This is a genomic window from Pseudomonas sp. KCJK9058 (assembly GCF_046230975.1).
Classification (GTDB): Bacteria; Pseudomonadota; Gammaproteobacteria; order Pseudomonadales; family Pseudomonadaceae; genus Aquipseudomonas; species Aquipseudomonas alloputida.
Genome location: NZ_JBJJLR010000024.1, coordinates 37305 through 61374, shown reverse-complemented (window position 1 = coordinate 61374; position 24070 = coordinate 37305). Strand labels below are relative to the sequence as shown.

Sequence of the window (24070 nt, the reverse complement as noted above, 5' to 3'; positions counted from 1 at the left end):
GCATGATCAAGCATTACCTGGCAGGCCTGGCACTGGCCTGCGTGCTACCGGTAGCGATGGCGGACGATTACACGGCGGCCTACGGGCAGTGCATGGACAAGGCCTCCAGCACCGTGGCCATGAGCGCGTGCATCGGGGCCGAAACGCAAGTGCAGGACCAGCGCTTGAACCGGGTGTACAAGCAGTTGATGGGCAAGCTGGATGCCGGGCAGCAGAAGAGCCTGCGGGATGTGCAGCGCAAGTGGCTGGCCTACCGTGATGGCAATTGCCAGTTCCATGTACAGGCCAGTGGCGGGACCCTGGCGCAGCTGGAAGGTGGCACCTGCATCCTGGACATGACCCGCGACCGCGCTGCGGAGCTGGAGCGGGTGCTTAGCCCTGGGCAGTAGCGCCTGTTCAGGCATGATTGGCCCACATTTGCAGGCGCGGGTTCAGCCGCGAACACCGGCTTTACCGGTGTCCTGCTCCGCGTTGCCTTCTTCGCGGGTGAACCCGCTCCTACAGGGCACTGCAGGGTGCTGGTTCTATTTGCGCGGTTCGCGCAGCGCCCGGGCCTTGAGGTACTCGCGCACTTCCACGGCATCCCCGGCAAACTCGATGCGCTCGGCCTTGGCTGCGCGCTGGTAGGCATACATCGGGTCGTAGTACTCGTTCAGCAAGCCTTCGATCCAGCCCCGGTGCAGGTCTACTGCGCCGCTGCGCTGCTGCTCTTGCAGGGCTTCGCGCAGCATCTCGGACAAGCGCTGATGGCGCTCTCCACCCAAACGCTTGTAGATGTTGGCCATGCTCTGCAGCATACGTTCGGCAAACAGCCGGGGACCGTCTTCTTCGCCATGCACGGCCTTGAACTCGGCGCTCAGGTTGACCACGTAGTCGCGCAGGATGCGCTCCACGCGGTTGGTGAAGCTGTCTTCAAGCCACACCAGCGGGTAATGCTGCATGCCTTGGTACAACTCCAGCGGCACCGTGCAGCTGCCAACAATGCGGCCTTCATCTTCCAGCACAAACTGCCCGATACCGCGGGCGCGCTTTTTCAGCACGTCGATTGCCAGCTGGTTTTCAAAGTCGATCTGCGCCGGTTGCGCCGTGGCGCGCTTGCCGAAACTGGAGCCGCGATGGTTGGCGTGGCCTTCAAGGTCCAGCACGTTGTCCAACTGGTGCAGCACATCGGTCTTGCCGGTACCGGTCAGTCCACCGACCAGTACGAAATCACATTGCTCCACCGCTTGCTGGGTAGTCTCCAGCAGGAAGGTACGCATGGCCTTGTAGCCGCCTTTGACACGCGGGTACTGAACACCCGCCTCATCGCGCAGCCAGCCCTGCACGATCTGCGAACGCAGGCCGCCACGGAAGCAGTACAGGTAACCGTCAGGGTGGGCCTTGGCAAACGCTGCCCAGGCCTCCAGACGGGATTGCTTGGTGGTGCCACTGACCAGCTGGTGGCCCAGGGCGATGGCGGCGGCCTGGCCCTGCTGCTTGTAGCAGGTGCCGACCTTCTGCCGCTCCTGGTCGTTCATCAGCGGCAGGTTTACTACGCCAGGGAAGGCGCCTTTGGCGAATTCGACGGGGGCGCGCATGTCCATCATCGGCACGTCGTCGAGGAACAGCTGACGGAAGTCGGTGCAGTCGGGGCGCATCAGATCACCTCGACCGCATGGCTCTGTCGCTCGACCAGCTTGCCGATCGGAGACAGTTTCAGGCCCAGTTCGGCAGCCACGGCGAGGAACTCGGTTTCACCCTCCGGGGCAACAGCAACCAGCAAGCCACCGCTGGTCTGGGGATCGCACAGCAGGTGCTTCTGGTCGTCGCTGAGGGCGCCGATCTTGTGCCCGTAGCTGTCGTAGTTGCGCAGGGTTCCACCGGGGATGCAGCCTTCGGCCAGGTAGTGGTCGACGCTAGGCAGGCGTGGCACGGCGGCGTAGTTCAGGTGCGCGGTGAGGCCGCTGCCTTCGGCCAGCTCGACCAGGTGGCCGAGCAGGCCGAAGCCGGTGACGTCGGTCATGGCCTTGACCCCGTCCAGCTTGCCGAAGCGGCTGCCGGGCGTGTTGAGGGTGCACATCCAGTCACGGGCCAGGCCTTGGTCTTGCACGCGCAGCTTGGCCTTCTTTTCGGCGGTGGTGAGGATGCCGATGCCCAGGGGCTTGGTCAGGTACAGCTGGCAGCCCGCGCTGGCAGTGTCGTTGCGTTTGAGGTGGCGTTTATTGACCACGCCGGTGACGGCCAGGCCAAAGATCGGCTCAGGCGCGTCGATCGAGTGGCCGCCGGCCAGCGGGATACCCGCTTCGGCACACACTGCGCGGCCGCCGCGGATGACTTCGCGGGCGACTTCCGGCGGCAGCACGTTGACCGGCCAGCCGAGGATGGCAATGGCCATCAGCGGGTCGCCGCCCATGGCATAGATGTCGCTGATGGCGTTGGTGGCGGCAATGCGGCCGAAGTCGTAAGGGTCATCGACGATCGGCATGAAAAAGTCGGTGGTCGAAACCACGCCGCGCTCGTCGTCCAGCGCGTACACTGCTGCATCGTCGCGCGAGGCATTGCCGACCCACAGTTTCGGGTCCAGGGCCTGGGTGCCGCTTTCGGCGAGGATCACGTCCAGCACCTTGGGGGAGATCTTGCAGCCACAGCCGGCGCCATGGCTGTACTGGGTCAGGCGAATCGGCTCGCTCATATGCACCTCTGCAGGTCAAATTGTTGCGCGATTGTAGCAAAGCTGGCCTTTAGGCCCTTGCCTCTTATAATTCCCGGTGTCGGCAAATGTGTCGGCACTTCCCCGCTATTGAACCGGAGAACACCCATGCTCAACCGCCCCCTGGCGCTTGCCGCCGGCCTCGTGCTGTCTTGCTGTGCCGCTGTCGTTCAGGCCGCCGAAACCCTGCGGGTCAGCGCCATCCCCGACGAAGCGCCGACCGAACTGCAGCGCAAGTTCAAGCCTTTGGGTGAGTACCTGGCCAAGCAGCTGGGCATGGAAGTGAAGTTCGTACCCGTGGCGGACTACCCAGCGGTGGTCGAGTCGCTGGCCGCAGACCGTCTCGACCTGGCCTGGCTGGGGGGCTTCACGTTCGTTCAGGTGCACCTGAAGGACCCGACCGCCACGCCACTGGTACAGCGTGAGCAGGACGCACAGTTCACGTCCAAGTTCATCACCGCCAACCCCGACGTGAAGAGCCTGAGCGATCTGAAGGGCAAGTCGTTTGCCTTCGGTTCCATTTCGTCTACTTCGGGCAGCCTGATGCCGCGTTACTTCATGCTCAAGCAGGACAATATCAAGCCTGAAGAGTACTTCAGCCGCGTGGCCTATTCTGGCGCCCATGATGCCACCGTGGCCTGGGTACAGGCTGGCAAGGTCGAGGGTGGCGTGCTGAACGCCAGCGTGTGGCAAAAGCTGGTGGATGCCGGCAAGGTCGACACCACCAAGGTGAAGGTGTTCGCCACCACCCCGACCTACTTCGACTACAACTGGACCGTGCGCGGCAACATGGACCCGGCGTTGAAACAGAAAATCAAGAAAGCCTTCCTGGACCTTGACCCGAGCAACCCGGAGCACAAGGCGATCCTGGACCTGCAGGCCGCCAGCCGCTTCATCGAGACCAAGCCTGAGAACTACAAGGGCACCGAACAAGCTGCACGCGAGGCCGGCCTGCTCAAGTGACAGCTTCGAATGCGGCAATCCATCTTCACGGTGCCAGCCTGCGCCATGGCCAGGTACGCGCGCTTGACGCGGTGAGCCTGCGGATCGTGCAGGGCGAGCGTGTCGCCATCATCGGGCCGTCGGGGGCGGGCAAGTCCAGCTTGCTGCACCTGATGGCCACGGCCGTTCAGCCCAGCAGTGGGCGCCTGGAGTTGCTTGGCGAGCAGCCTTGGGCGCTGTCGGCAAGGGCACGCCAGCGACTGCGCGCGCAGGTTGGCCTGGTGCATCAGGCGCCGCCGTTGCCACCGCGTCAGCGGGTAGTGACCGCAGTGCTGGCGGGTCGCCTGGGGCAGTGGGGTACGCTGCGCGGCTTGCTCAACCTGCTGTACCCCAGCGATGTACCGGGGGCGCGCCAGGTGTTGGCCGAACTGGGCCTGGCCGACAAGTTGTTCGTGCAGTGTGGGCAGTTGTCCGGTGGCCAGTTGCAGCGGGTGGGCATTGCTCGGGCGTTGTACCAGCGCCCGCAGGTGCTGCTGACCGACGAACCGGTGTCGGCCATGGACCCGGTGTTGGCCGACCACAGCCTGGCCTTGGTCAATCGCCATGCCCAGGCCACTGGCGTGACGTTGGTGGCGAGCCTGCACGCCGTAGAGCTCGCGCTGGCGCATTTTCCGCGGGTGATTGGCATTCGGGAAGGGCAGGTTGTGTTCGACTGCCCGGCCGAAGCGGTCACCGAGCAACTGCTGGACGCGCTATACGCCAACGAACAACTGGCTCCGCCGCCCACCCAGGGGCCGACCCTGACCGTGCAGATTCCGCGATGCTGAAGACCGTCGCCCGCGACCCGGCGCTGCTGCCGCGGTTGCTGCTGGCCCTGTTGGCGGTGGCAGTACTGTGGCCGGCTATCCAGACAAGCGAACTGAACCCCGGGGTGCTGTTGCAGGCGGACAACCGTCAGCAGATTGCCAGCTTTACCAGCGCCTTCTGGCCGCCGGCACATGATGCCGATTTTCTTGCACTGCTGTATGAAGCCACCTTGCAGACGCTGGCCGTGGCGACTGCCGGCATGGCGCTGGCGTTGTTGTTGGCGATCCCGGCTGGCTTGCTGGCCAGCCGTGCCTTGTCCTTGCGTGCTGCTTCACGCGGCGGGCGGGCCGGGTTGTGGTCGCGACTGTTGCGCCTGCCGGTGCGTGGGCTGCTGATTTTCCTGCGTAGCGTGCCGGAGATCGTCTGGGCGTTGCTGTTCGTGCGCGCCGTGGGGCTGGGGCCGACGGCGGGCGTACTGGCTATCGCCATCACCTACAGTGGCATGCTCGGCAAGGTTTATGCCGAAATCTTCGAGTCGGTCGACCAGCGCCCGGCGCATGCCTTGTTGCAGGCGGGCAGTGGCCGGCTGGCGGCGTTTTTCTACGGCATCCTGCCCAATGCTGCCTCCGAAGTGGTGTCGTACACCGTGTACCGCTGGGAGTGCGCGGTGCGGGCTTCGGTGGTGATGGGCTTTGTCGGTGCTGGCGGGCTGGGCCAGCAGATCGACCTGTCGATGCGCATGTTTGCGGGTGCGCAAGTAGCGAGCATGCTGTTGACGTTCTTGCTGCTGGTGATCCTGGCCGACCTGCTCAGCCGCTTGCTGCGCTGGAGGCTGGCATGAACCGGGTGATCAATTGGGTGTTGCTGGGCGCCATGGTGGCAGCGGCGGTGGCCTCGTTCGCGTATCTGGAGCTGGACCTGCACGCACTGGTCGGCAATGGCGGGCTGGGGCAGATGGGCGAGTACGCCGGGCGCTTCCTGCAGCCGGATCTGTCTGCCGGGCACCTCAAGGCGGTGTGGCGCGGGGCGCTGGAAACCCTGGCCATGTCTGGCATGGGCACCTTGTTGGCAATGGTAGTGGGGATGTTGCTGGCACTGCCGGCGGCGGGCCGCTTCGGTTGGCCGTTGCAAGGGGCCGCGCGTTTGCTGCTCAATGCCTTGCGTGCCATTCCTGAACTGGTGTGGGCTGCGCTGACTGTGCTGGCGGCTGGGCTGGGGCCGAATGCCGGTACCCTGGCTTTGGCGTTGCACACCGCTGGCGTGCTGGGGCGGTTGTTTGCCGAGGCGCTTGAGAACGCCCCGCCCGAGCCGGCGGCTGCGATCCGTTTGCAGGGGGGCAGCCAAGTGGCGGCGTTCTGCTTTGGTACCCTGCCCAACCTGTGGCCGCAGTTGCTGGCCTACAGCTTGTACCGCTGGGAGAACAACATCCGCATGGCCAGCGTGCTCGGGTTCGTCGGGGCGGGCGGGTTGGGGCAGATGCTGTACACCACCTTGAGCCTGTTCCAGGAGGCCCAGGCCAGCACGGTGATCATCGGTATGCTGGTGTTGGTGTTGCTGGTGGATGTGTCGAGTGATGTGTTGCGTCAGCGCTATGTGCGGGCCTGACGGAAAGCCCGGGCTGCAAAGCAGCCCTGACATCTTTCAGGCGTCTACAGCCTCGGCACACTGCGCCTCCCGCTGCATCGACTCCAGGTTACGCTCGATCGTCTCGCATATGGTATCCATCTGGATCTGATGCTCGCTGAACCTGAACGGGCTCTGCAAGTCCGTGCCGATCCGCTCGATGGCCAGCAACATGAACCCTACCACCGTCGACGCCAGCGGCGTGAACCAGCCCAACGACTCCACCAGCCCCACCGGCACGATCAGGCAGAACAGGGTGATGAACAGCCGTGGGAAATACACATAGGGGTAGGGCAATGGCGTATTGGCAATCCGCTCCATGCCGCCCTGGGCGTTAGACAGGTCTACCAGCGTCGACTCCAGCCGCGCCAGGCGAATGCTGTCCAGCCGCCCGGCCTGGTATTCCCGCGCCAGCAAGGCTGCCGAGCCGCCGAGAATGTCATTGGCGAAATTGTTCGAGCGGTTGCGCCGTTCGAACTCACCTGGCGGGATGAAGGCCATCAGCTCCTCCGGGCAGGGCTCACCTTTCAGGTGCGCCGCCAGGCAGTTCACATAGGCGATATGCCGGCGCAGCAGGGTTGCCTTGACCGGGTTCAGGCTGTCATCCGGGTCATCGATCAGCGTCAGCGTCTGCCGGGCGAAGCTGCGCGAACTGTTCACCAGCGCGCCCCACAGGGTGCGAGCCTCCCACCAGCGGTTGTAGGCGCTGCTGTTGCGAAAACTCACCAGCACCACCAAGGCTGAGCCCAGCAGGGTCAGCGGGATCAGTGGCAGGGTGAACTTGCTGTTCAAGAACAGCATGAAATCGATGGTGACCAGCACATCCCAGATCAGCAGCCAGAACAGCGACCAACCGATATAGCCGATGGTCTTCACCACCAGGCGGTACTTGCGGGCGATGACGTCTTTCACGCGGGGGTACCTCGAAACGCGGGGGATGCAGGATGGGACGCCGAGGCTCGTCGAAGGTTCGAGGGTTGAATGTTGCAAGGGATTTTGTAGCTGAAACGAAGGGAAAACTCCGACCAGCCTATCAGACGTGCCTGAATTCCTGATTCAGCTCAAAAACGACAGAGTGGGTCGCTTCAATCCTTGAATGGGTGTATCCATAAGGATACGATTGGGTGACCACTTGATGTTTCTCGTTGAACAGACGGAAAGCTTTGCCGCTTGGCTATCGAGCTTGAGAGATTTGAGGGCCAGGCTGGCGATAGGTCGTAGGCTGGAGCGAGCAGCGGCGGGCAATCTTGGTGACTTCAAGTGGCTTGGAGGCGGTATTGGTTAGCTTCGCATCGACGTAGCTGCCGGTTATCGCGTCTATTTCACGCAAAAGGGGCAGAGGTTGGTTTTACTGCTGGTCGGCGGCGACAAGTCCACCCAAGCCGCCGACATCCTCAAAGCCAGAAAGCTGCTGAAGGAGATGAAATGAGCGAAAAATTGATCCCGTTTGATATGGCAGCCTTGTTGAGCAGCGATGAGGCAATCAGTGAATACCTTAGCCAGGTGCTATCAAATGGCGATACCGAGGAAATCATTCGAGCACTTGGCCATATCGCTCGTGCACGGGGCATGACACATATTGCTACGGAGAGTGGGCTGGGTAGAGAAAGCCTGTACAAGGCGCTGAGCCCTGGCGCGAAGCCTCGTTTTGACACTGTATTGAGGGTCATTCGTGCTCTGGGGGTGGACCTTCTCGTTCAGCCACATGCAATGACCCGCTGATCCAGCTCGGTTAAGTCAATATTTGCTTCATCTGCACCAACGCTACCCGCGTGCCGTCCCACGCCTGCCGCTCCTCGATGCCGAACGGTGTGAAGCCCAGCTGTGGATAAAGCAGCAAGCCTGCGGTGTTTTGATTGAAGCATGACACCCAGACCTCCCGGGCGCTGTACTGCTGGCGGGCGAGGTCGATCATGGCCGTTACCAGATAACGCGCTACACCAAGGCCGCGGGCGCTGGGGGCCACCACTACGTTGCCCAGGGCACATAGGCCGCCATGTTCGGCTTTGTAGAAATTGGCGAAGGCCAGGACAGCGCCGTTACCTTCCACTACCGTGGAGCCGCTGCGTTGGGCTATGGCGTCGCTCAGCTGGTTGGGGGTGAGGGGGTAGGTGGCTTTGGGGAACATGTAGAACAGTTCGTCCGGGCTCTGCGGGAAGCTGCAGATAACGGGGATGTCTTCTGGCCGGATGGGGCGGTGGGTCAGGTGCATGGCAGGTCCTTCTCGCGTTGGCTGGCAGGGCCTCTTCGCGGGTAACCCCGCTCTCACAGGTACTGCACAAGGCTCAAATCCTGTGCAGGTCCTGTAGGAGCGGGTTTACCCGCGAAGAGGCAATCAGCCTCACATCATAGGCCGCTTTCCATCCAACACCGCACCCCGATTCACGGCTTGGCGGCCACCGCCACGTAGCCTTTGACCGCAGCTGGTGCCTGGGGCTTGGCCTTGTGTGCCAACAGGTACTGATAGCGCCGCCATTCCTTGTCGATCTCGCTAAACGACATGAACACGCTGATGCGATCCTTACCGGCCAGGTCCGGGCGCTTGCCGGCGTCGATCTCGCTGGTGGGAATGATGGCGACGTTGATGCCTACCACCGTGCCGTCATCGGCGAACACTGGCCCGCCCGACATGCCCTTGGTGATCGGGCCGTCATGCACCGAGTAGAAAACACTGCCAGGCGTACCTTCAAGCCGTACCAGTGACGGCAGGGCATGGCCCTTGCCCTGCATCGGCATCATGAAACTGTTGAAGCCCACCGCCGTCACGGCTTCCCCTGGCACGTACTGGCGCCAGTGCGGCACGCTGCTGGCTTTGTGCTTGAAGAACACTACGTCACCGAGGCCCTCGTGGACCACGTTGCGCAGGAAGGGGGTGTGTTTGGCGGTTACAGCGTAATCCTCGTTCCACTGGATGGCGCTGGCCATCAGCAACATCGGCAGTGGGGCACCTGAGGTGACCACGAACGCCTGGTTGTAGACGGGATCTGAAACGTACGACGTTGGCACTCCATTGCACCCACTGAGCAGCATCATTGCCGCCATGCAGGGCGCGATTGTTTTCATGGGACACACAGTGCGTGGAGAAAAGGGAGCGCTACTATGGCTAAGTGCCATTACGCTAACAATACTTTCGGAATATATCTGACGAATGACAGCTTAAGTGCCAGTGCACAGCGCGGCCAATAGAATGCAGGTATGGGGGGAGGCGCGGGAGTCAGGGGGGCGGCGTCAATGACGGGCATAAATCGCAAGCAAAAAAAAACCGACCGTAAGGTCGGTTTTTTCCGGATTTTGGTGCCCCGAGGGAGACTCGAACTCCCACTCCTTTCGAAAACGGATTTTGAATCCGCCGCGTCTACCAATTCCGCCATCAGGGCGTGGCGCGCAGTATAAAGAGGTGCCGCTGGTCGGTCAATCGGCTTTCATGGTCAATTTTCACACATTGGGCTAAACTTCCCGGCCCTGCCGAACCGAACATCATCATGCGCGTCGCCGATTTTTCCTTCGAACTCCCTGATTCCCTGATCGCCCGCCACCCGTTGGCCGAGCGCCATGGCAGCCGTCTGCTGGTGCTCGATGGGCCTACCGGCGCGCTGGCGCACCGGCAATTCCCCGACTTGCTCGACTATCTGCGCCCCGGCGACTTGATGGTGTTCAACAACACCCGAGTGATCCCGGCGCGGTTGTTCGGCCAGAAAGCCTCCGGCGGCAAGCTGGAGGTACTGGTCGAACGCGTGCTCGACAGCCACCGGGTGCTGGCCCATGTGCGCGCCAGCAAGGCGCCCAAGGTTGGCGCGGTCATCCTCATCGATGGCGGTGGCGAGGCCGAAATGGTCGCGCGCCATGACACGCTGTTCGAACTTCGCTTCACCGAAGAGGTGCTGCCGTTGCTCGACCGTGTCGGCCACATGCCGCTGCCGCCCTATATCGACCGCCCGGACGAGGGCGCCGACCGTGAGCGCTACCAGACCGTGTACGCCCAGCGCGCCGGCGCGGTTGCCGCGCCTACCGCAGGCCTGCACTTCGACGAGGCGCTGCTGGAAAAGATCGCCGACAAGGGCGTCGAGCGCGCCTTCGTCACCCTGCATGTGGGCGCCGGCACCTTCCAGCCGGTGCGGGTCGACAAGATCGAAGACCACCACATGCATAAAGAGTGGCTCGAAGTGGGCCAGGATGTGGTCGATGCCATCGAGGCCTGCCGGGCCCGTGGTGGTCGGGTGATCGCGGTTGGCACCACCAGTGTGCGTTCGCTGGAAAGCGCCGCGCGTGATGGCGTGCTCAAGGCCTTCAGTGGCGACACCGACATCTTCATCTACCCGGGCCGGCCGTTCCATGTGGTCGATGCCCTGGTCACCAACTTCCATCTGCCGGAGTCCACGCTGCTGATGCTGGTCTCGGCTTTCGCCGGCTACCCCGAGACCATGGCTGCCTACGCAGCGGCGGTCGAGCATGGGTACCGCTTCTTCAGTTACGGTGATGCCATGTTCATCACCCGCAATCCGGCGCCACGCGGGCCCGAGGATCAAGCATGAGTCGCACCTGTCGAATGTCCTTCGAACTGCTGGCCACCGACGGCAAGGCCCGTCGGGGTCGCATCACCTTCCCACGTGGCACCGTGGAAACCCCGGCATTCATGCCGGTGGGTACCTATGGCACGGTCAAGGGCATGCTGCCACGCGATATCGAGGCCATCGGCGCCGAGATGATCCTTGGCAACACCTTCCACTTGTGGCTGCGCCCAGGCACCGAGGTGATCAAGAAGCACAACGGCCTGCACGATTTCATGCAGTGGAAAGGCCCGATCCTCACCGACTCCGGTGGTTTCCAGGTATTCAGCCTGGGAGCCATGCGCAAGATCAAGGAAGAGGGCGTGACCTTCGCTTCGCCGGTCGATGGTTCCAAAGTGTTCATGGGCCCGGAAGAGTCGATGCAGGTTCAGCGTGACCTGGGCTCGGACGTGGTAATGATCTTCGACGAGTGCACCCCGTACCCGGCCGAGCACGATGTGGCACGCACTTCCATGGAGCTGTCGCTGCGCTGGGCCCAGCGCTCGAAGAACGCCCATGCCGACAACACCGCAGCGCTGTTCGGCATTGTTCAGGGTGGCATGTACCAGGACCTGCGCATGCGCTCGCTGGAAGGCCTGGAAAACATCGGTTTCGACGGCCTGGCCATTGGCGGCCTGTCGGTGGGCGAGCCCAAGCACGAAATGATCAAGGTGCTGGATTACCTGCCGGACCAGATGCCTGCTGACAAACCTCGTTACCTTATGGGGGTAGGCAAACCGGAAGATCTCGTTGAGGGTGTGCGCCGCGGCGTCGACATGTTCGACTGCGTGATGCCGACGCGTAACGCGCGCAACGGTCACCTGTTCGTTGATACAGGGGTGATCAAGATCCGCAATGCGTTCCATCGTCACGATGAATCGCCGCTGGATCCGACCTGTGACTGCTATACCTGCACCAACTTCTCGCGCGCCTATCTCCATCATCTGGACAAATGCGGCGAAATGCTGAGCAGCATGCTGAATACCATCCACAACTTGCGCCATTATCAGCGCTTGATGGCCGGTTTACGCGAGGCTATTCAACAGGGTAAATTGGCCGCCTTTGTCGACGCCTTCTACGCCAAGCGCGGGCTTCCTGTACCGCCCTTGGACTGACTGTCCGCATCCATTATTAGAAAATTACATTAGGAGTGCCCAATGAGCTTCTTCATCCCCGCCGCATACGCGGACGCTGCAGCACCTGCCGCTGGCCCAGCCGGTACCGGCTTCGAGTGGATTTTCCTGGTCGGTTTCCTGGTCATCTTCTACCTGATGATCTGGCGCCCGCAGGCCAAGCGCGCGAAAGAGCAGAAGAACCTGCTGAGCAACTTGCAGAAAGGTGACGAAGTTGTCACCAACGGCGGCATCGCCGGCAAGATCGTCAAGGTTTCCGATGACTTCGTGGTGCTGGAAGTGTCCGACACTGTCGAGCTGAAGTTCCAGAAGGGTGCCATTGCTGCGACCCTGCCAAAAGGTACGCTCAAGGCTATCTGAGTTACCGGTTTTATTTTCCAGTCGGGGCGCGCAACGCGCCCCGCGTCTTGAACGGGCGGCGTGATGCTGAACAAATATCCTCTGTGGAAATATGCACTGATCGTGCTGGTACTGGTGGTCGGTTTCATTTATTCCGCTCCCAACCTCTACCCGGATGACCCGGCGGTACAGATCAGCGGTGCCAGCTCGGCGCTGCAGGTGAATCAGGCCGACCTTGATCGCGTCAGCAAGGCGCTGGTCGATGCCAAGATTGCTGTCAAGGGCGCAAGCCTGGGGGAAAAGGGCAGCGGGCTGATCCGCCTGACCAATCAGGAAGACCAGCTGCCAGCCAAGGATGTAGTGCGCAAGGCACTGGGCGATGATTACGTCGTGGCCCTGAACCTGGCCCAGACTACCCCGCAATGGCTGCGCAACCTGGGCGCAAGCCCGATGAAACTGGGCCTGGACCTGTCCGGTGGTGTGCACTTCCTGCTGGAAGTGGACATGGACAAGGCCATGACTGCCCGCATGAAAGTCTACGAAGGCGAGGTCAAGACCTTGCTGCGCAAAGAGCGCGTCCGCTACCGCAGCCTGCCTCAGCAGGATGGCGGCATCATGCTGGGCTTCGCTGATGATGCCACCCGCGAACAGGCACGTGCCCTGATCCGCAAGAATTTCAATGATTTCGACCTGACCACCACCGATCGCAACGAGCTTGCGGTGCTGCGTCTGGCGCTGACCCAGGCGAAAGTCGCCGAGATCCGCGAATACTCGATCAAGCAGAACCTCACCACCGTGCGCAACCGCGTGAACGAGCTGGGTGTGGCAGAGCCTCTGGTACAGCGCCAGGGCGCCAACCGTATCGTGGTCGAGCTGCCAGGCGTGCAGGACACTGCCGAAGCCAAGCGTATCCTTGGTAAAACGGCCAACCTGGAGTTCCGCTTCGGTGCCGAACCGGGTGCATCCAAGGCCACTACCGAGGTGTTCGAGTTCCGTGATGGCGGCCGCTCCGCCGCAGTCGAGCGGGGCCTGATCATCACGGGTGACCAGGTTACCGACGCCCAGGCCAGCTTCGACGAGCATGGCCGCCCGCAGGTGAACATTCGCCTGGATGGCCACGGTGGCGAGCTGATGAGCCGTGCTACCCGTAGCAACGTCGGCCGTAGCATGGCGGTGATCTTCATCGAGCAGAAGCCGGTTACCCGCTACGTCAAGCAAACCGTCGGCGGCGTCGAGAAGGACGTTGCCGTACAAAGCTTCGTCGAAGAGAAAAAAATCATCAGCCTGGCGACCATCCAGTCGCCGCTTGGCAGCCAGTTCCGCATCACCGGTCTGAACGGCCAGGGCGAATCGTCCGAGTTGGCCCTGCTGCTGCGTGCTGGTGGTCTGGCCGCGCCGATGTACTTCGCTGAAGAACGTACCATTGGCCCAAGCCTGGGTGCTGACAACATCACCAAGGGTATCGATGCGTCGCTGTGGGGCATGCTGTTCGTCTCGCTGTTCATCATCGCCATCTACCGCGCCTTCGGTGTGCTGGCCACCATCGCCCTGGCGGGTAACATGGTGCTGCTGCTGGCGTTGATGTCGCTGCTGGGGGCGACCCTGACCCTGCCGGGTATTGCCGGCATCGTGTTGACCATGGGTATGGCGGTGGACGCCAACGTGCTGATCTTCTCGCGTATTCGCGAAGAGATTGCTGCTGGCATGTCGGTGCAGCGCGCTATCCACGAAGGCTTCAATCGCGCCTACTCGGCAATCGTCGACGCCAACCTGACCACCCTGTTGGTCGGCGGCATCCTGTTTGCCATGGGTACCGGCCCGGTCAAAGGCTTTGCGGTCACCATGTCCCTCGGGATTTTCACCTCGATGTTCACCGCCGTCATGGTGACCCGTGCATTGGTCAACCTGACCTGTGGCGGGCGTGACATCAAGAAGCTGTGGGTTTGAGGGAGCTGCGATGAAAACCATCAATTTCATGGGCGTGCGCAATGTCGCGTTCGCCGTCACCGTGCTCCTCACCGTGTTGGCGCTGTTCAGCTGGTGGCAAAAGGGCCTGAACTTCGGGCTGGACTTCACCGGGGGTACGCTGATCGAGCTGACCTACGAGCGTCCTGCCGACCTCAAGGCGGTGCGTGCCGAGCTGGTCAACTCCGGCTTCCACGAGGCGGTGGTGCAGAGCTTCGGCGCCACCACCGACCTGCTGGTGCGCATGCCGGGCGATGACCCGCAGTTGGGCAACAAGGTAGCTGCCGCGCTGCAGAAGGCAGGCGGCGACAACCCGGCCACGGTCAAGCGTGTTGAGTTCGTCGGCCCGCAGGTCGGTGAAGAGCTGCGCGACCAGGGCGGCATGGGCATGCTCCTGGCCTTGGGCGGTATCCTCATCTACCTGGCCTTCCGTTTTCAGTGGAAGTTCGCCGTGGGGGCGATCGTCTCGCTGATCCACGACGTGGTGGTAACGCTGGGCATCCTGTCGTTCTTCCAGATCACCTTCGACCTGACGGTGCTGGCGGCGGTGCTGGCGATCATCGGTTACTCGCTGAACGACACCATTGTTGTATTCGACCGGGTGCGCGAGAACTTCCGCGTCATGCGCAAGGCCTCGCTGATCGAAAACATCAACATTTCCACCACCCAGACCCTGCTGCGTACCGTCGCCACTTCGGTTTCGACCCTGCTGGCCATTGCTGCGCTGCTGTTCTTCGGGGGTGACAACCTGTTCGGTTTCTCGCTCGCCCTGTTCATTGGTGTCATGGCCGGTACCTACTCGTCGATCTATATCGCCAACGTGGTGCTGATCTGGCTGAACCTGAACAGCGAAGACCTGATCCCGCCGACCAAGGCCGAGGGTGTGGATGATCGTCCGTAAGGGCTAGTCCATCACCGCCTGGCGGTGTAAAAGGCGCGAATATTGAACTCGCGCCTTTTTTTTTGCTCCAAGGCTGGGAGAAGCGCGGGTTGATACCCGCTGGTACGATCAGGAGGTCCACGTGAATAAATCAATGCTGGTGGGTGCGGTACTGGGTGCTGTCGGTGTGACTGCCGGAGGTGCTGTCGCGACCTACAGCTTGGTCAACAAGGGGCCTGAGTATGCCCAGGTCACCGACGTGCAGCCGATCAAGCAACAGGTGAAAACCCCACGCGAAGTGTGCAAGGACGTTACCGTCACGCGCCAGGCGCCGGTCAAGGACCAGCATCAGATCGCCGGCACCGTCGTGGGTGCGCTGGCCGGTGGTTTGCTGGGTAACCAGATTGGTGGTGGTACCGGCAAGAAGATTGCCACGGTGGCCGGTGCGGTCGGTGGTGGTTATGCCGGTAACAAGGTGCAGGAAGGCATGCAGGAGCGTGATACCTACACAACCACGCAAACTCGCTGCAATACGGTCAACGACATCAGCGAGAAGGTGGTGGGCTACAACGTGACCTATTCCATCGGTGATCAGGTAGGCAAGGTGAAGATGGATCGCGAGCCGGGATCGACCATTCCGCTGGACAAGAATGGCAAGTTGATCCTGAGCGAAGCGGGTCAGTAATTTGCGTGGCCTGTGCCGGCCTCTTCGCGGGTAAACCCGCTCCTACATGGAACGCATTGTCCCTGTAGGAGCGGGTTTACCCGCGAAGAGGCCGGCACAGGCCGCGCAAAACCACCAGGCACAAAAAAGCACCTCGAGAGGTGCTTTTTGTTTGCCAGCAATCTGCGCTTACCGCTTCATGCTTTCTGGCAGGTGCGGTTGGATGGCAGTCAGTACTGCCTTGAAGCACTTGATGTTGCCTGCAACGATGTGACCTTTGTCGAGGAAGTCGTGGCCACCGTTGAAGTCGCTCACCAGGCCACCGGCTTCCTGGATCAGCAGTACGCCAGCTGCCATGTCCCATTCGGACAGGCCCGACTCCCAGAAGGCGTCGAAGCGGCCAGCAGCCACGTAGGCCAGGTCCAGGCTGGCGGAGCCGGCGCGGCGGATGCCGGCGGTCTGGCCGGTCAAGGCGCGGAACATGCCCAGGTAGTTGTCCATGTCCGCCATCTGGCCGTCACGGAACGGGAAGCCGGTGCCCAGCAGGGCGCCTTCCAGGCTTGTGCGTGAGCTGACGCGCAGGCGGCGGCCATTGAGTTGGGCGCCACGGCCACGGCTGGCGGTGAATTCTTCCTGGCGAACCGGGTCGACGATCACGGCGTGCTCAAGGCGGCCGCGGTATTTGCAGGCGATGCTGACGGCGAAGTGCGGGATGCCGCGCAGGAAGTTGGTGGTGCCGTCCAGCGGGTCGATGATCCACAGGTAATCTTTGCCTTCTTCGCCGCTGCCCGCGTGCAGGCCGGTTTCCTCGCCCTGGATGGAGTGGTTCGGGTAGGCCTTGCGCAGGGCGTTGACGATGCTCTGCTCGGCGGCGCGATCGACTTCGGAAACGTAGTCCTTGGCCTCTTTCTCATCGACCTTGATGCTATCCAGGCGTTCGATGGAGCGGAAAATCAGTTCACTGGCGCTGCGAGCGGCGCGCAGGGCGATATTCAGCATAGGCTGCATGGGCGGGTCACCTGGAGATGTTAAAGAAGAAAGCCGATCATTCTAGCAGAAAACTTTGGCGGCAGAAGTGTCACATTTGCTTTCATGGCGTTACGTCTGTCGGTTCTGTAAGATCGAAGGCCCTGATTCCTGCATCTGTGAGCACAACACCTTGCTGCAAAATATTCGTGTTGTTCTGGTCAATACCAGCCACCCCGGCAACATCGGCGGCGCTGCGCGTGCCATGAAAAACATGGGCTTGTCGCGTCTGGTGCTGGTGCAGCCGAAAGAATTCCCCGCCGTGGATGCCAGTGCCCGTGCTTCGGGCGCCGACGATGTGCTGGATAACGCCCAGGTGGTCGACAGCCTCGAACAGGCGCTGGTCGGCTGTAACCTGGTGATGGGCACCAGCGCCCGCGAGCGCAGCATTCCCTGGCCGTTGATCGGCCCCCGTGAATGCGGTGCCAAGGCAGTGGAGCATGCCAATGGCGGCGAGGAAATCGCCCTGGTGTTCGGGCGCGAGCACGCCGGCCTGACCAACGAAGAACTGCAGCGATGTCACTTCCACGTGCACATTCCCTCCAACCCCGACTTCAGCTCGCTGAACCTGGCGGCTGCCGTGCAGGTGCTCTCCTACGAGGTGCGCATGGCTTGGCTGGCTGCCGGTGAGGCACCGGGCAAAGTCGAGAAGGTTGACGCCGCTGAGCTGGCGACCATGGATGAAATGGAGCTGTTCTACGACCACCTCGAGAAAACCCTGGTGGGCATCGGCTTCCTCGACCCCGAAAAGCCCAAGCACCTGATGCCGCGCCTGCGCCGGCTGTATGGGCGGGTGGCGGTCGAGCGTTCGGAAATGAGCATTTTGCGCGGCATCCTCACCGAGACCCAGAAGGTGGTCCGGGGCGAGCCGCATAAACGGAAGGACTGACAGATGTTCGAACGTCTGCGTGAAGATATTCAAAGCGTATTCCACCGTGACCCGGCTGCACGCAATGCCTTCGAGGTGCTCACTTGCTACCCCGGCATGCATGCCATCTGGCTGCACCGCCTGGGCAATGCGCTGTGGAGGCGTGATTTCAAATGGTTGGCCCGGCTGGTGTCGAACTTCGGTCGCTGGCTGACCGGTATCGAAATCCACCCCGGCGCCACCATTGGCCGGCGCTTTTTCATCGACCACGGTATGGGCATCGTCATTGGCGAAACCGCCGAGATCGGTGATGACGTCACCCTGTACCAGGGGGTGACGCTCGGTGGCACCAGCTGGAACAAGGGCAAGCGCCACCCCACCTTGGAAAACGGCGTGGTGGTAGGGGCGGGTGCCAAGGTGTTGGGGCCTTTCACGGTCGGCGCCGGGGCCAAGATCGGTTCCAATGCGGTGGTTACCAAGGCGGTGCCGGCCGGGGCTACGGCGGTAGGCATTCCGGGGCGGATCATCGTCAAGAGCGAGGACACCGAAGTCGAAGCCAAGCGTAAGGCAATGGCCGAGAAGATCGGCTTTGACGCCTATGGTGTCAGTGGCGACATGCCCGATCCGGTGGCGCGGGCCATCGGCCAGATGCTCGATCATCTGCAGGCCGTCGACGAACGGTTGGAGGGTATGTGTGGCGCGCTGACCAAGATGGGCAGTGACTATTGCGCCAAGGAACTGCCGGCCTTGCCGGAGGACGACTTCACCGAGGTTACCCAGGTGGCCCAGCGCGACACTCAGCCGCATTGATCGCGCCGCACTGAAGTCATGGTGGCATGTGGGGCGTGTGCTCGCGCCCCTCGTCTGCTACAATCGCGCCCGCCTCCCTGATGCAAACCCGACTAAAGCAGTAGGTCTAATAGTTGACTTAAATGCTCGGGAATCGCATACTCGCACACATCCTGAAACTCCCGTGGTACCCAATAGCCATGCGACTGACTACCAAAGGCCGATACGCCGTGACCGCCATGCTCGACTTGGCGTTGCACGCGAAGCATGGGCCGGTGTCTTTGGCCGATATTTCCGAGCGCCAGGGCATTTCCCTCTCTTATCTGGAGCAGCTGTTCGCCAAGCTGCGTCGCAGCAGCCTGGTTTCCAGTGTGCGCGGTCCAGGCGGCGGCTACCAGCTGTCGCGGGGCATGGAAACCATCCAGGTGGCCCAGGTCATCGACGCGGTCAACGAGTCGGTCGATGCCACCCGTTGCCAGGGGCTCGGGGACTGCCATGCCGGTGATACCTGCCTGACCCACCACCTGTGGTGCGACCTCAGCCAGCAGATCCATGAATTCCTCAGCGGCATAAGCCTGGCCGACCTCGTCAAGCGCCGTGATGTGCAGGAAGTCGCCCAGCGCCAGGACCTGCGCCGTGTCGCAGGACGAACCGCCCAGCTGGACAAGATTGAGACGTCTGCCGTCGATTGATCCCCTGGGACGACGAGCGACGCCACCGCCTGATAGGAGAGACAAATGAAGTTGCCGATCTACCTTGATTACTCTGCGACCACTCCGGTCGACCCACGCGTGGCCCAGAAGATGGCCGACTGCCTGCTGGTCGACGGGAACTTCGGTAACCCGGCCTCGCGCTCCCACGTCTTTGGCTGGAAAGCCGAGGAAGCGGTGGAGAACGGTCGCCGCCAGGTTGCCGAGCTGATCAACGCCGATCCGCGCGAAATCGTCTGGACCAGCGGTGCCACCGAGTCCGACAACCTCGCGCTCAAAGGTGTTGCGCACTTCTATCAGACCAAAGGCAAGCACATCATTACCTCCAAGATCGAGCACAAGGCGGTCCTGGATACCGCTCGCCAGCTGGAACGCGAAGGTTTTGAAGTCACTTACCTGGAGCCAGGCGAAGACGGCATCGTCACCCCGGCCATGGTAGAAGCGGTGCTGCGCGACGACACGATCCTGGTCTCGCTGATGCATGTGAACAACGAAGTCGGCTCGATCAACGACATTGCCGCCATCGGTGAACTGACCCGTTCGCGCGGCGTACTGTTCCATGTCGACGCCGCCCAGTCGGCCGGCAAGGTCGAAATCGACCTGCAAAAGCTGAAAGTCGACCTGATGTCGTTCTCGGCGCACAAGGTCTATGGCCCGAAAGGCATCGGCGCGCTGTACGTCAGTCGCAAGCCGCGTGTACGTCTTGAAGCCATCATTCACGGCGGCGGTCATGAGCGCGGCATGCGTTCGGGCACCCTGCCGACCCACCAGATCGTCGGCATGGGCGAAGCCTTCGCCATTGCCAAACAGGAAATGGTTGCAGAAAACGCACGCATCAAGGCCCTGAGCGACCGCTTCTTCAAGCAGGTCTCAAACCTTGAAGAGCTGTACGTCAATGGCAGCCAGACTGCGCGTGTACCGCACAACCTGAACCTGAGCTTCAACTACGTCGAAGGCGAATCGCTGCTGATGTCGCTGAAAGACATCGCCGTATCGTCCGGTTCGGCCTGTACCTCCGCGTCGCTCGAGCCGTCCTACGTACTGCGTGCTCTGGGCCGCAACGACGAGCTGGCGCACAGCTCGATCCGCTTCTCCTTCGGCCGTTTCACCACCGAAGAAGAAGTCGACTACGCCGCGCAGAAAGTCTGCGAGGCCGTCAACAAACTGCGTGAGCTGTCGCCGCTGTGGGATATGTACAAAGACGGCGTTGACATCTCCAAGATCGAGTGGGCCGCCCACTAAGCAGTCGCCGGCAAGAGCGGCTCCCTGATGAGGAAGGAATTGCACCATGGCATACAGTGAAAAGGTCATCGACCACTACGAAAACCCGCGCAACGTCGGCAAGATGAATGCCGAAGACCCGGATGTCGGCACCGGCATGGTCGGCGCCCCGGCCTGCGGTGACGTGATGCGCCTGCAGATCAAGGTCAACGAGCAGGGCGTTATCGAAGACGCCAAGTTCAAGACCTACGGCTGCGGTTCGGCCATCGCTTCCAGTTCCCTCGCCACCGAGTGGATGAAGGGCAAGACCCTGGACGAGGCCGAAACCATCAAGAATACCCAACTGGCCGAAGAGCTGGCGTTGCCGCCGGTCAAGATTCACTGCTCGGTACTCGCCGAAGATGCCATCAAGGCAGCCGTACGCGACTACAAGCAGAAGAAAGGCTTGATCTAAGTCGCCTGTTGCAAGGTAAGGAGTTCTGATGGCTATCAGCATGACAGAAGCCGCCGCCAACCACATTCGCCGCTCCCTCGACGGGCGCGGCAAAGGTGAGGGCATTCGCCTGGGCGTGCGCACCACCGGTTGCTCGGGTCTGGCCTACGTGCTGGAATTCGTCGACGAACTGGCGGACGAAGACCAGGTGTTCGAAAACCATGGCGTCAAGGTGATCATCGATCCCAAGAGCCTGGTCTACCTCGATGGCACCGAACTGGATTTCGTCAAGGAAGGGTTGAACGAAGGCTTCAAGTTCAACAACCCCAACGTGCGCGGTGAGTGTGGCTGCGGCGAAAGCTTCAACGTTTGAGGCTGGCTGTGGGTACTCCTTGTCATTACGCATTGTTTGACCTCCAGCCAAGCTTCCGTCTGGATCTCGACAAGCTGGCCACTCGCTATCGCGAGCTGGCCCGCGAAGTCCATCCCGACCGCTTTGCCGACGCCTCCGAGCGTGAGCAGCGGGTAGCGCTGGAAAAGTCCGCAGCACTCAACGACGCCTACCAGACCCTGCGCAGTGCGCCGCGGCGCGCCCGCTATCTGTTGGCCATCAGCGGCCATGAAGTGCCTCAGGAAGTCACGGTCCACGACCCTGACTTCCTGTTGCAGCAGATGCAGTGGCGTGAAGAGCTCGAGGAGTTGCAGGACGAAGCCGACCTTGATGGTGTCGGCGTGTTCAAGAAGCGCCTCAAGGCTGCCCAGGACACGCTGAACGAGGACTTTGCCGCCTGCTGGGATGCCCCAGGCGAGCGCGACAAGGCCGAGCGCCTGATGCGCCGCATGCAGTTCCTCGACAAGCTCGCCCAAGAAGTGCGCCAACTGGAAGAGCGCCTCGACGATTAACCCGGTGTTGCCCGTGATGACACCTAAGGTATTCAGATAAGCATGGCCCTACTGCAGATTGCCGAACCCGGTCAAAGCCCTCAGCCTCACCAGCGCCGCCTGGCGGTGGGGATCGACCTGGGTACCACCAACTCTCTGGTCGCTGCACTGCGTAGCGGCCGCAGCGAGCCCCTGCCCGACGCGCAGGGCAACGTCATTCTGCCGTCCGCGGTGCGCTACCTCGACGGGCGTATCGAAGTGGGGCAGGCTGCGCGTGACGCCGCCTCCAGCGACCCGCTGAACACTGTGCTGTCGGTCAAGCGCCTGATGGGGCGCGGCCTGGCCGACGTCAAGCAGCTGGGCGAGCAACTGCCATACCGCTTTGTGGGTGGTGAGTCGCACATGCCGTTCATCGACACCGTGCAGGGTCCGAAAAGCCCGGTGGAAGTGTCTGCCGACATCCTGAAGGTGTTGCGCGAACGTGCCGAAGCTACCTTGGGTGGCGAGCTGGTAGGCGCGGTGATCACCGTGCCGGCCTATTTCGATGACGCCCAGCGTCAGGCTACCAAAGATGCTGCGCGTCTGGCCGGCCTGAACGTGCTGCGCCTGCTCAACGAACCGACTGCGGCCGCCGTAGCCTACGGCCTGGACCAGAACGCCGAAGGCGTGGTGGCCATCTATGATCTGGGCGGCGGTACTTTCGATATTTCCATCCTGCGCCTGACCGCTGGCGTATTCGAAGTGCTGGCCACCGGGGGTGATACCGCCCTTGGGGGGGATGACTTCGATCACACTATTGCCGGCTGGATCATCGAACAGGCGGGTTTGTCGTCTGACCTCGACCCGGCTACCCAGCGCGCGCTGCTGCAAACCGCTTGCGCCGCCAAGGAGGCCCTGACCGACGCTGACGTGGTCAACGTCAGCCACGGTGCCTGGCACGGTGAGCTGACCCGCAGCGCCTTCGAAGCCATGATCGAACCATTGGTTGCCCGCAGCCTGAAGGCTTGCCGCCGTGCGGTGCGCGACAGTGGTGTTGAGCTGGAAGAGGTCAGCGCCGTAGTCATGGTCGGTGGTTCTACCCGCGTGCCGCGTGTGCGTGAGGCCGTCGGTGCACTGTTCGGGCGCACCCCGCTGACCTCGATCGACCCAGACCAGGTGGTGGCCATCGGTGCCGCCATCCAGGCTGACACCTTGGCCGGCAACCGCCGCGAAGGTGGCGAGCTGCTGCTGCTCGATGTCATCCCGCTGTCGCTTGGTCTTGAGACCATGGGCGGGCTGATGGAGAAAGTGATCCCGCGTAACACCACCATTCCGGTGGCGCGTGCTCAGGAATTCACCACGTACAAAGACGGCCAGTCGGCCATGATGATCCACGTCCTGCAGGGCGAGCGCGAGCTGATCAGTGACTGCCGTTCGCTGGCCCGCTTCGAGTTGCGCGGCATTCCGGCCATGGTTGCCGGTGCTGCGAAAATCCGCGTCACCTTCCAGGTGGACGCCGATGGCCTGCTCAGCGTCGCTGCCCGCGAGCTGGGTTCGGGCGTTGAAGCCAGCATTCAGGTCAAGCCGTCCTACGGCCTGACCGACGGCGAAATCGCCCGCATGCTCAAGGACTCCTTCGAGCACGCCGGTTCCGACAAGCACGCCCGCCAGTTGCGTGAGCATCAGGTAGATGGCGAGCGGCTGCTCGAGGCGGTACAGGGCGCCCTGGACGCCGACGGCGAGCGTCTGCTCAGCAGTGACGAGCGCGACGCCATCGAATTCCAGATGCAAGAACTACGTGATTTGCTGGCCGGCACCGATGGCGCAGCCATCGAGCAACAGACCAAGCGTCTGTCGCAGGTGACCGATGCATTTGCCGCCCGTCGCCTTGATTCGACGGTCAAAGCCGCACTGGCCGGGCGCAACCTGAATGAGATCGAGGAGTAATCGATGCCGCTGGTGACATTCCTGCCGCATGAGAAGTTCTGCCCCGAGGGGCTGACCGTGGAGGTGGAGCCTGGGACCAACATCCTGGAGTTGGCTCACGACCACCACATCGAGATGGAAAGCGCTTGCGGCGGCGTCAAGGCCTGTACCACTTGCCACTGCATCGTGCGCAAGGGCTTCGATTCGCTCGAAGAGGCTGACGAGCTGGAAGAGGACATGCTGGACAAAGCCTGGGGCCTGGAAGCGCAATCGCGCCTTGGTTGCCAGGTTTTCGTCGCTGACGAAGACCTGACCATCGAGATCCCCAAGTATTCGCTCAACCATGCCGCCGAAGCACCGCACTGAGGGCCTGTACATGAGTCTGAAATGGGTTGATGTACTTGAGATCGCAATCCAGCTTGCAGAAAGCAAGCCTGAGGTCGATCCTCGTTATGTGAATTTCGTGGACCTGCACCGCTGGGTGCTGGCGTTGCCTGAGTTCAGCGACGATCCGTCACGCGGCGGTGAGAAAGTGCTCGAGGCAATCCAGGCCGCCTGGATCGACGAAGCCGACTAAGCGTCACTTGCAGGTTAGGCAATCCCCCGGAACCCGCGTATAATTCGCGGGTTTAATTTTTCGTAACACT

28 protein-coding genes, 1 tRNA gene and 1 pseudogene are annotated in these 24070 nt (G+C 62.0%); 23 read left to right on the top strand and 7 right to left on the bottom strand.

Annotated elements, in window-relative coordinates; all coding sequences use genetic code 11:
* The first annotated feature begins 2 nt into the window (after positions 1-2).
* Positions 3-389: a lysozyme inhibitor LprI family protein gene (locus ACK59Z_RS14715; protein WP_012051232.1), complete on the top strand. Its 387-nt coding sequence runs from the start codon at positions 3-5 to the stop codon at positions 387-389.
* 135 nt (positions 390-524) lie between these two features.
* Here ACK59Z_RS14715 and mnmH read toward each other — a convergent pair whose 3' ends face one another.
* Complete coding sequence (gene mnmH / locus ACK59Z_RS14710; RefSeq protein WP_108191774.1) at positions 525-1637, bottom strand: tRNA 2-selenouridine(34) synthase MnmH; 1113 nt, start codon at positions 1635-1637, stop codon at positions 525-527.
* Entirely contained in the window at positions 1637-2671 is a 1035-nt protein-coding gene (gene selD, locus ACK59Z_RS14705; RefSeq protein ID WP_003248580.1) for a selenide, water dikinase SelD, read from the bottom strand. The genes mnmH and selD overlap by 1 nt, the downstream gene beginning before the upstream one ends.
* Positions 2672-2797: 126 nt before the next feature.
* On the opposite strand from selD, the gene ACK59Z_RS14700 reads away from it, so the two are divergent.
* The 4 genes from ACK59Z_RS14700 to phnE are packed head-to-tail and all read left to right on the top strand — an operon-like array spanning position 2798 to position 6043.
* Positions 2798-3652, top strand: coding sequence for a putative selenate ABC transporter substrate-binding protein (locus tag ACK59Z_RS14700; RefSeq protein ID WP_014861459.1), 855 nt, complete (start codon positions 2798-2800; stop codon positions 3650-3652).
* Positions 3649-4458 (top strand): phosphonate ABC transporter ATP-binding protein, encoded by an 810-nt coding sequence (locus tag ACK59Z_RS14695; protein WP_108191773.1) that lies wholly within the window; start codon positions 3649-3651, stop codon positions 4456-4458. The genes ACK59Z_RS14700 and ACK59Z_RS14695 overlap by 4 nt, the downstream gene beginning before the upstream one ends.
* On the top strand, positions 4452-5279 hold the full coding sequence (locus ACK59Z_RS14690) for a PhnE/PtxC family ABC transporter permease (RefSeq protein ID WP_409293320.1): 828 nt from the start codon (positions 4452-4454) through the stop codon (positions 5277-5279). Before ACK59Z_RS14695 ends, ACK59Z_RS14690 begins: the two co-directional genes overlap by 7 nt.
* The gene (gene phnE / locus ACK59Z_RS14685; RefSeq protein WP_121782880.1) at positions 5276-6043 is read left to right on the top strand and encodes a phosphonate ABC transporter, permease protein PhnE; all 768 of its coding nucleotides are present in this window, start codon (positions 5276-5278) and stop codon (positions 6041-6043) included. Before ACK59Z_RS14690 ends, phnE begins: the two co-directional genes overlap by 4 nt.
* 36 nt (positions 6044-6079) lie before the next feature.
* Here phnE and ACK59Z_RS14680 read toward each other — a convergent pair whose 3' ends face one another.
* Positions 6080-6973 carry a bestrophin family protein gene (locus ACK59Z_RS14680; RefSeq protein WP_003248571.1) on the bottom strand — a complete coding sequence of 298 codons (894 nt, stop codon included), beginning with the start codon at positions 6971-6973 and terminating at the stop codon, positions 6080-6082.
* Between the two features lie 223 nt (positions 6974-7196).
* On the opposite strand from ACK59Z_RS14680, the pseudogene ACK59Z_RS14675 reads away from it, so the two are divergent.
* A pseudogene (locus ACK59Z_RS14675) lies at positions 7197-7490 on the top strand (type II toxin-antitoxin system RelE/ParE family toxin).
* Positions 7487-7783 carry an addiction module antidote protein gene (locus ACK59Z_RS14670; RefSeq protein ID WP_004576347.1) on the top strand — a complete coding sequence of 99 codons (297 nt, stop codon included), beginning with the start codon at positions 7487-7489 and terminating at the stop codon, positions 7781-7783. Before ACK59Z_RS14675 ends, ACK59Z_RS14670 begins: the two are co-directional and overlap by 4 nt.
* A 10-nt stretch (positions 7784-7793) precedes the next feature.
* On the opposite strand, the gene ACK59Z_RS14665 is transcribed toward ACK59Z_RS14670, so the two are convergent.
* From ACK59Z_RS14665 to ACK59Z_RS14655, 3 genes are all read right to left on the bottom strand, one after another.
* On the bottom strand, positions 7794-8273 hold the full coding sequence (locus ACK59Z_RS14665) for a GNAT family N-acetyltransferase (RefSeq protein ID WP_108191802.1): 480 nt from the start codon (positions 8271-8273) through the stop codon (positions 7794-7796).
* 170 nt (positions 8274-8443) lie between these two features.
* Positions 8444-9091, bottom strand: a complete 648-nt coding sequence (locus tag ACK59Z_RS14660; RefSeq protein ID WP_108191806.1) for a trypsin-like peptidase domain-containing protein — start codon at positions 9089-9091, stop codon at positions 8444-8446.
* A gap of 262 nt (positions 9092-9353) precedes the next feature.
* A tRNA-Leu gene (locus tag ACK59Z_RS14655) sits at positions 9354-9438 on the bottom strand.
* Between the two features lie 105 nt (positions 9439-9543).
* On the opposite strand from ACK59Z_RS14655, the gene queA reads away from it, so the two are divergent.
* From queA to ACK59Z_RS14625, 6 genes are all read left to right on the top strand, one after another.
* Complete coding sequence (gene queA / locus ACK59Z_RS14650) at positions 9544-10593, top strand: tRNA preQ1(34) S-adenosylmethionine ribosyltransferase-isomerase QueA (protein WP_004576301.1); 1050 nt, start codon at positions 9544-9546, stop codon at positions 10591-10593.
* 14 nt (positions 10594-10607) lie between these two features.
* Entirely contained in the window at positions 10608-11723 is a 1116-nt protein-coding gene (tgt, locus tag ACK59Z_RS14645) for a tRNA guanosine(34) transglycosylase Tgt (protein ID WP_003248558.1), read from the top strand.
* Between the two features lie 42 nt (positions 11724-11765).
* Positions 11766-12101, top strand: coding sequence for a preprotein translocase subunit YajC (yajC, locus tag ACK59Z_RS14640; RefSeq protein ID WP_003248556.1), 336 nt, complete (start codon positions 11766-11768; stop codon positions 12099-12101).
* A 63-nt stretch (positions 12102-12164) separates the two neighbouring features.
* Complete coding sequence (gene secD, locus ACK59Z_RS14635) at positions 12165-14027, top strand: protein translocase subunit SecD (protein ID WP_003248555.1); 1863 nt, start codon at positions 12165-12167, stop codon at positions 14025-14027.
* Between the two features lie 10 nt (positions 14028-14037).
* The gene (gene secF / locus ACK59Z_RS14630) at positions 14038-14946 is read left to right on the top strand and encodes a protein translocase subunit SecF (RefSeq protein WP_019750505.1); all 909 of its coding nucleotides are present in this window, start codon (positions 14038-14040) and stop codon (positions 14944-14946) included.
* Positions 14947-15067: 121 nt separating this feature from the next.
* On the top strand, positions 15068-15610 hold the full coding sequence (locus ACK59Z_RS14625; RefSeq protein WP_003248550.1) for a glycine zipper 2TM domain-containing protein: 543 nt from the start codon (positions 15068-15070) through the stop codon (positions 15608-15610).
* 168 nt (positions 15611-15778) lie between these two features.
* Here ACK59Z_RS14625 and suhB read toward each other — a convergent pair whose 3' ends face one another.
* Positions 15779-16597 carry an inositol-phosphate phosphatase gene (gene suhB, locus ACK59Z_RS14620; RefSeq protein ID WP_003248548.1) on the bottom strand — a complete coding sequence of 273 codons (819 nt, stop codon included), beginning with the start codon at positions 16595-16597 and terminating at the stop codon, positions 15779-15781.
* A gap of 151 nt (positions 16598-16748) precedes the next feature.
* Between suhB and trmJ the strand changes: the two genes are divergently transcribed.
* The 10 genes from trmJ to iscX all read left to right on the top strand — a co-directional run bounded on the left by trmJ (position 16749) and on the right by iscX (position 24000).
* Entirely contained in the window at positions 16749-17504 is a 756-nt protein-coding gene (gene trmJ, locus ACK59Z_RS14615) for a tRNA (cytosine(32)/uridine(32)-2'-O)-methyltransferase TrmJ (RefSeq protein ID WP_004576300.1), read from the top strand.
* A 3-nt stretch (positions 17505-17507) separates the two neighbouring features.
* Positions 17508-18293: a serine O-acetyltransferase gene (gene cysE, locus ACK59Z_RS14610; protein ID WP_003248544.1), complete on the top strand. Its 786-nt coding sequence runs from the start codon at positions 17508-17510 to the stop codon at positions 18291-18293.
* Positions 18294-18472: 179 nt separating this feature from the next.
* Complete coding sequence (gene iscR, locus ACK59Z_RS14605) at positions 18473-18964, top strand: Fe-S cluster assembly transcriptional regulator IscR (protein WP_003248542.1); 492 nt, start codon at positions 18473-18475, stop codon at positions 18962-18964.
* 45 nt (positions 18965-19009) lie between these two features.
* A complete protein-coding gene (locus ACK59Z_RS14600; RefSeq protein ID WP_003248541.1) occupies positions 19010-20224 on the top strand; it encodes an IscS subfamily cysteine desulfurase in 1215 nt (404 codons plus the stop codon).
* 46 nt (positions 20225-20270) lie between these two features.
* Positions 20271-20657: a Fe-S cluster assembly scaffold IscU gene (gene iscU, locus ACK59Z_RS14595; RefSeq protein WP_003248539.1), complete on the top strand. Its 387-nt coding sequence runs from the start codon at positions 20271-20273 to the stop codon at positions 20655-20657.
* A gap of 28 nt (positions 20658-20685) precedes the next feature.
* A complete protein-coding gene (gene iscA, locus ACK59Z_RS14590) occupies positions 20686-21009 on the top strand; it encodes an iron-sulfur cluster assembly protein IscA (RefSeq protein WP_003248536.1) in 324 nt (107 codons plus the stop codon).
* Between the two features lie 8 nt (positions 21010-21017).
* Positions 21018-21539, top strand: a complete 522-nt coding sequence (hscB, locus tag ACK59Z_RS14585; RefSeq protein WP_003248535.1) for a co-chaperone HscB — start codon at positions 21018-21020, stop codon at positions 21537-21539.
* A 42-nt stretch (positions 21540-21581) separates the two neighbouring features.
* The gene (gene hscA, locus ACK59Z_RS14580) at positions 21582-23444 is read left to right on the top strand and encodes a Fe-S protein assembly chaperone HscA (RefSeq protein WP_014755387.1); all 1863 of its coding nucleotides are present in this window, start codon (positions 21582-21584) and stop codon (positions 23442-23444) included.
* Positions 23445-23447: 3 nt separating this feature from the next.
* Positions 23448-23789, top strand: coding sequence for an ISC system 2Fe-2S type ferredoxin (gene fdx, locus ACK59Z_RS14575; RefSeq protein ID WP_012051250.1), 342 nt, complete (start codon positions 23448-23450; stop codon positions 23787-23789).
* 10 nt (positions 23790-23799) lie between these two features.
* Positions 23800-24000: a Fe-S cluster assembly protein IscX gene (gene iscX, locus ACK59Z_RS14570; protein ID WP_003248529.1), complete on the top strand. Its 201-nt coding sequence runs from the start codon at positions 23800-23802 to the stop codon at positions 23998-24000.
* Positions 24001-24070 lie beyond the last annotated feature (70 nt).

Bases quoted from the DNA above. Each gene is read 5' to 3' on its own strand.
- ACK59Z_RS14600 (WP_003248541.1), top strand. From the start codon at position 19,010: ATGAAGTTGCCGATCTACCTTGATTACTCTGCGACCACTCCGGTCGAC.
- ACK59Z_RS14665 (WP_108191802.1), bottom strand. From the start codon at position 8,273: ATGCACCTGACCCACCGCCCCATCCGGCCAGAAGACATCCCCGTTATC.
- fdx (WP_012051250.1), top strand. From the start codon at position 23,448: ATGCCGCTGGTGACATTCCTGCCGCATGAGAAGTTCTGCCCCGAGGGG.
- suhB (WP_003248548.1), bottom strand. From the start codon at position 16,597: ATGCAGCCTATGCTGAATATCGCCCTGCGCGCCGCTCGCAGCGCCAGT.
- secF (WP_019750505.1), top strand. From the start codon at position 14,038: ATGAAAACCATCAATTTCATGGGCGTGCGCAATGTCGCGTTCGCCGTC.
- yajC (WP_003248556.1), top strand. From the start codon at position 11,766: ATGAGCTTCTTCATCCCCGCCGCATACGCGGACGCTGCAGCACCTGCC.
- queA (WP_004576301.1), top strand. From the start codon at position 9,544: ATGCGCGTCGCCGATTTTTCCTTCGAACTCCCTGATTCCCTGATCGCC.
- mnmH (WP_108191774.1), bottom strand. From the start codon at position 1,637: ATGCGCCCCGACTGCACCGACTTCCGTCAGCTGTTCCTCGACGACGTG.
- ACK59Z_RS14660 (WP_108191806.1), bottom strand. From the start codon at position 9,091: ATGCTGCTCAGTGGGTGCAATGGAGTGCCAACGTCGTACGTTTCAGAT.
- phnE (WP_121782880.1), top strand. From the start codon at position 5,276: ATGAACCGGGTGATCAATTGGGTGTTGCTGGGCGCCATGGTGGCAGCG.
- cysE (WP_003248544.1), top strand. From the start codon at position 17,508: ATGTTCGAACGTCTGCGTGAAGATATTCAAAGCGTATTCCACCGTGAC.
- iscR (WP_003248542.1), top strand. From the start codon at position 18,473: ATGCGACTGACTACCAAAGGCCGATACGCCGTGACCGCCATGCTCGAC.
- secD (WP_003248555.1), top strand. From the start codon at position 12,165: ATGCTGAACAAATATCCTCTGTGGAAATATGCACTGATCGTGCTGGTA.
- ACK59Z_RS14690 (WP_409293320.1), top strand. From the start codon at position 4,452: ATGCTGAAGACCGTCGCCCGCGACCCGGCGCTGCTGCCGCGGTTGCTG.
- selD (WP_003248580.1), bottom strand. From the start codon at position 2,671: ATGAGCGAGCCGATTCGCCTGACCCAGTACAGCCATGGCGCCGGCTGT.
- ACK59Z_RS14670 (WP_004576347.1), top strand. From the start codon at position 7,487: ATGAGCGAAAAATTGATCCCGTTTGATATGGCAGCCTTGTTGAGCAGC.
- ACK59Z_RS14700 (WP_014861459.1), top strand. From the start codon at position 2,798: ATGCTCAACCGCCCCCTGGCGCTTGCCGCCGGCCTCGTGCTGTCTTGC.
- iscX (WP_003248529.1), top strand. From the start codon at position 23,800: ATGAGTCTGAAATGGGTTGATGTACTTGAGATCGCAATCCAGCTTGCA.
- hscA (WP_014755387.1), top strand. From the start codon at position 21,582: ATGGCCCTACTGCAGATTGCCGAACCCGGTCAAAGCCCTCAGCCTCAC.
- iscU (WP_003248539.1), top strand. From the start codon at position 20,271: ATGGCATACAGTGAAAAGGTCATCGACCACTACGAAAACCCGCGCAAC.
- ACK59Z_RS14715 (WP_012051232.1), top strand. From the start codon at position 3: ATGATCAAGCATTACCTGGCAGGCCTGGCACTGGCCTGCGTGCTACCG.
- iscA (WP_003248536.1), top strand. From the start codon at position 20,686: ATGGCTATCAGCATGACAGAAGCCGCCGCCAACCACATTCGCCGCTCC.
- tgt (WP_003248558.1), top strand. From the start codon at position 10,608: ATGTCCTTCGAACTGCTGGCCACCGACGGCAAGGCCCGTCGGGGTCGC.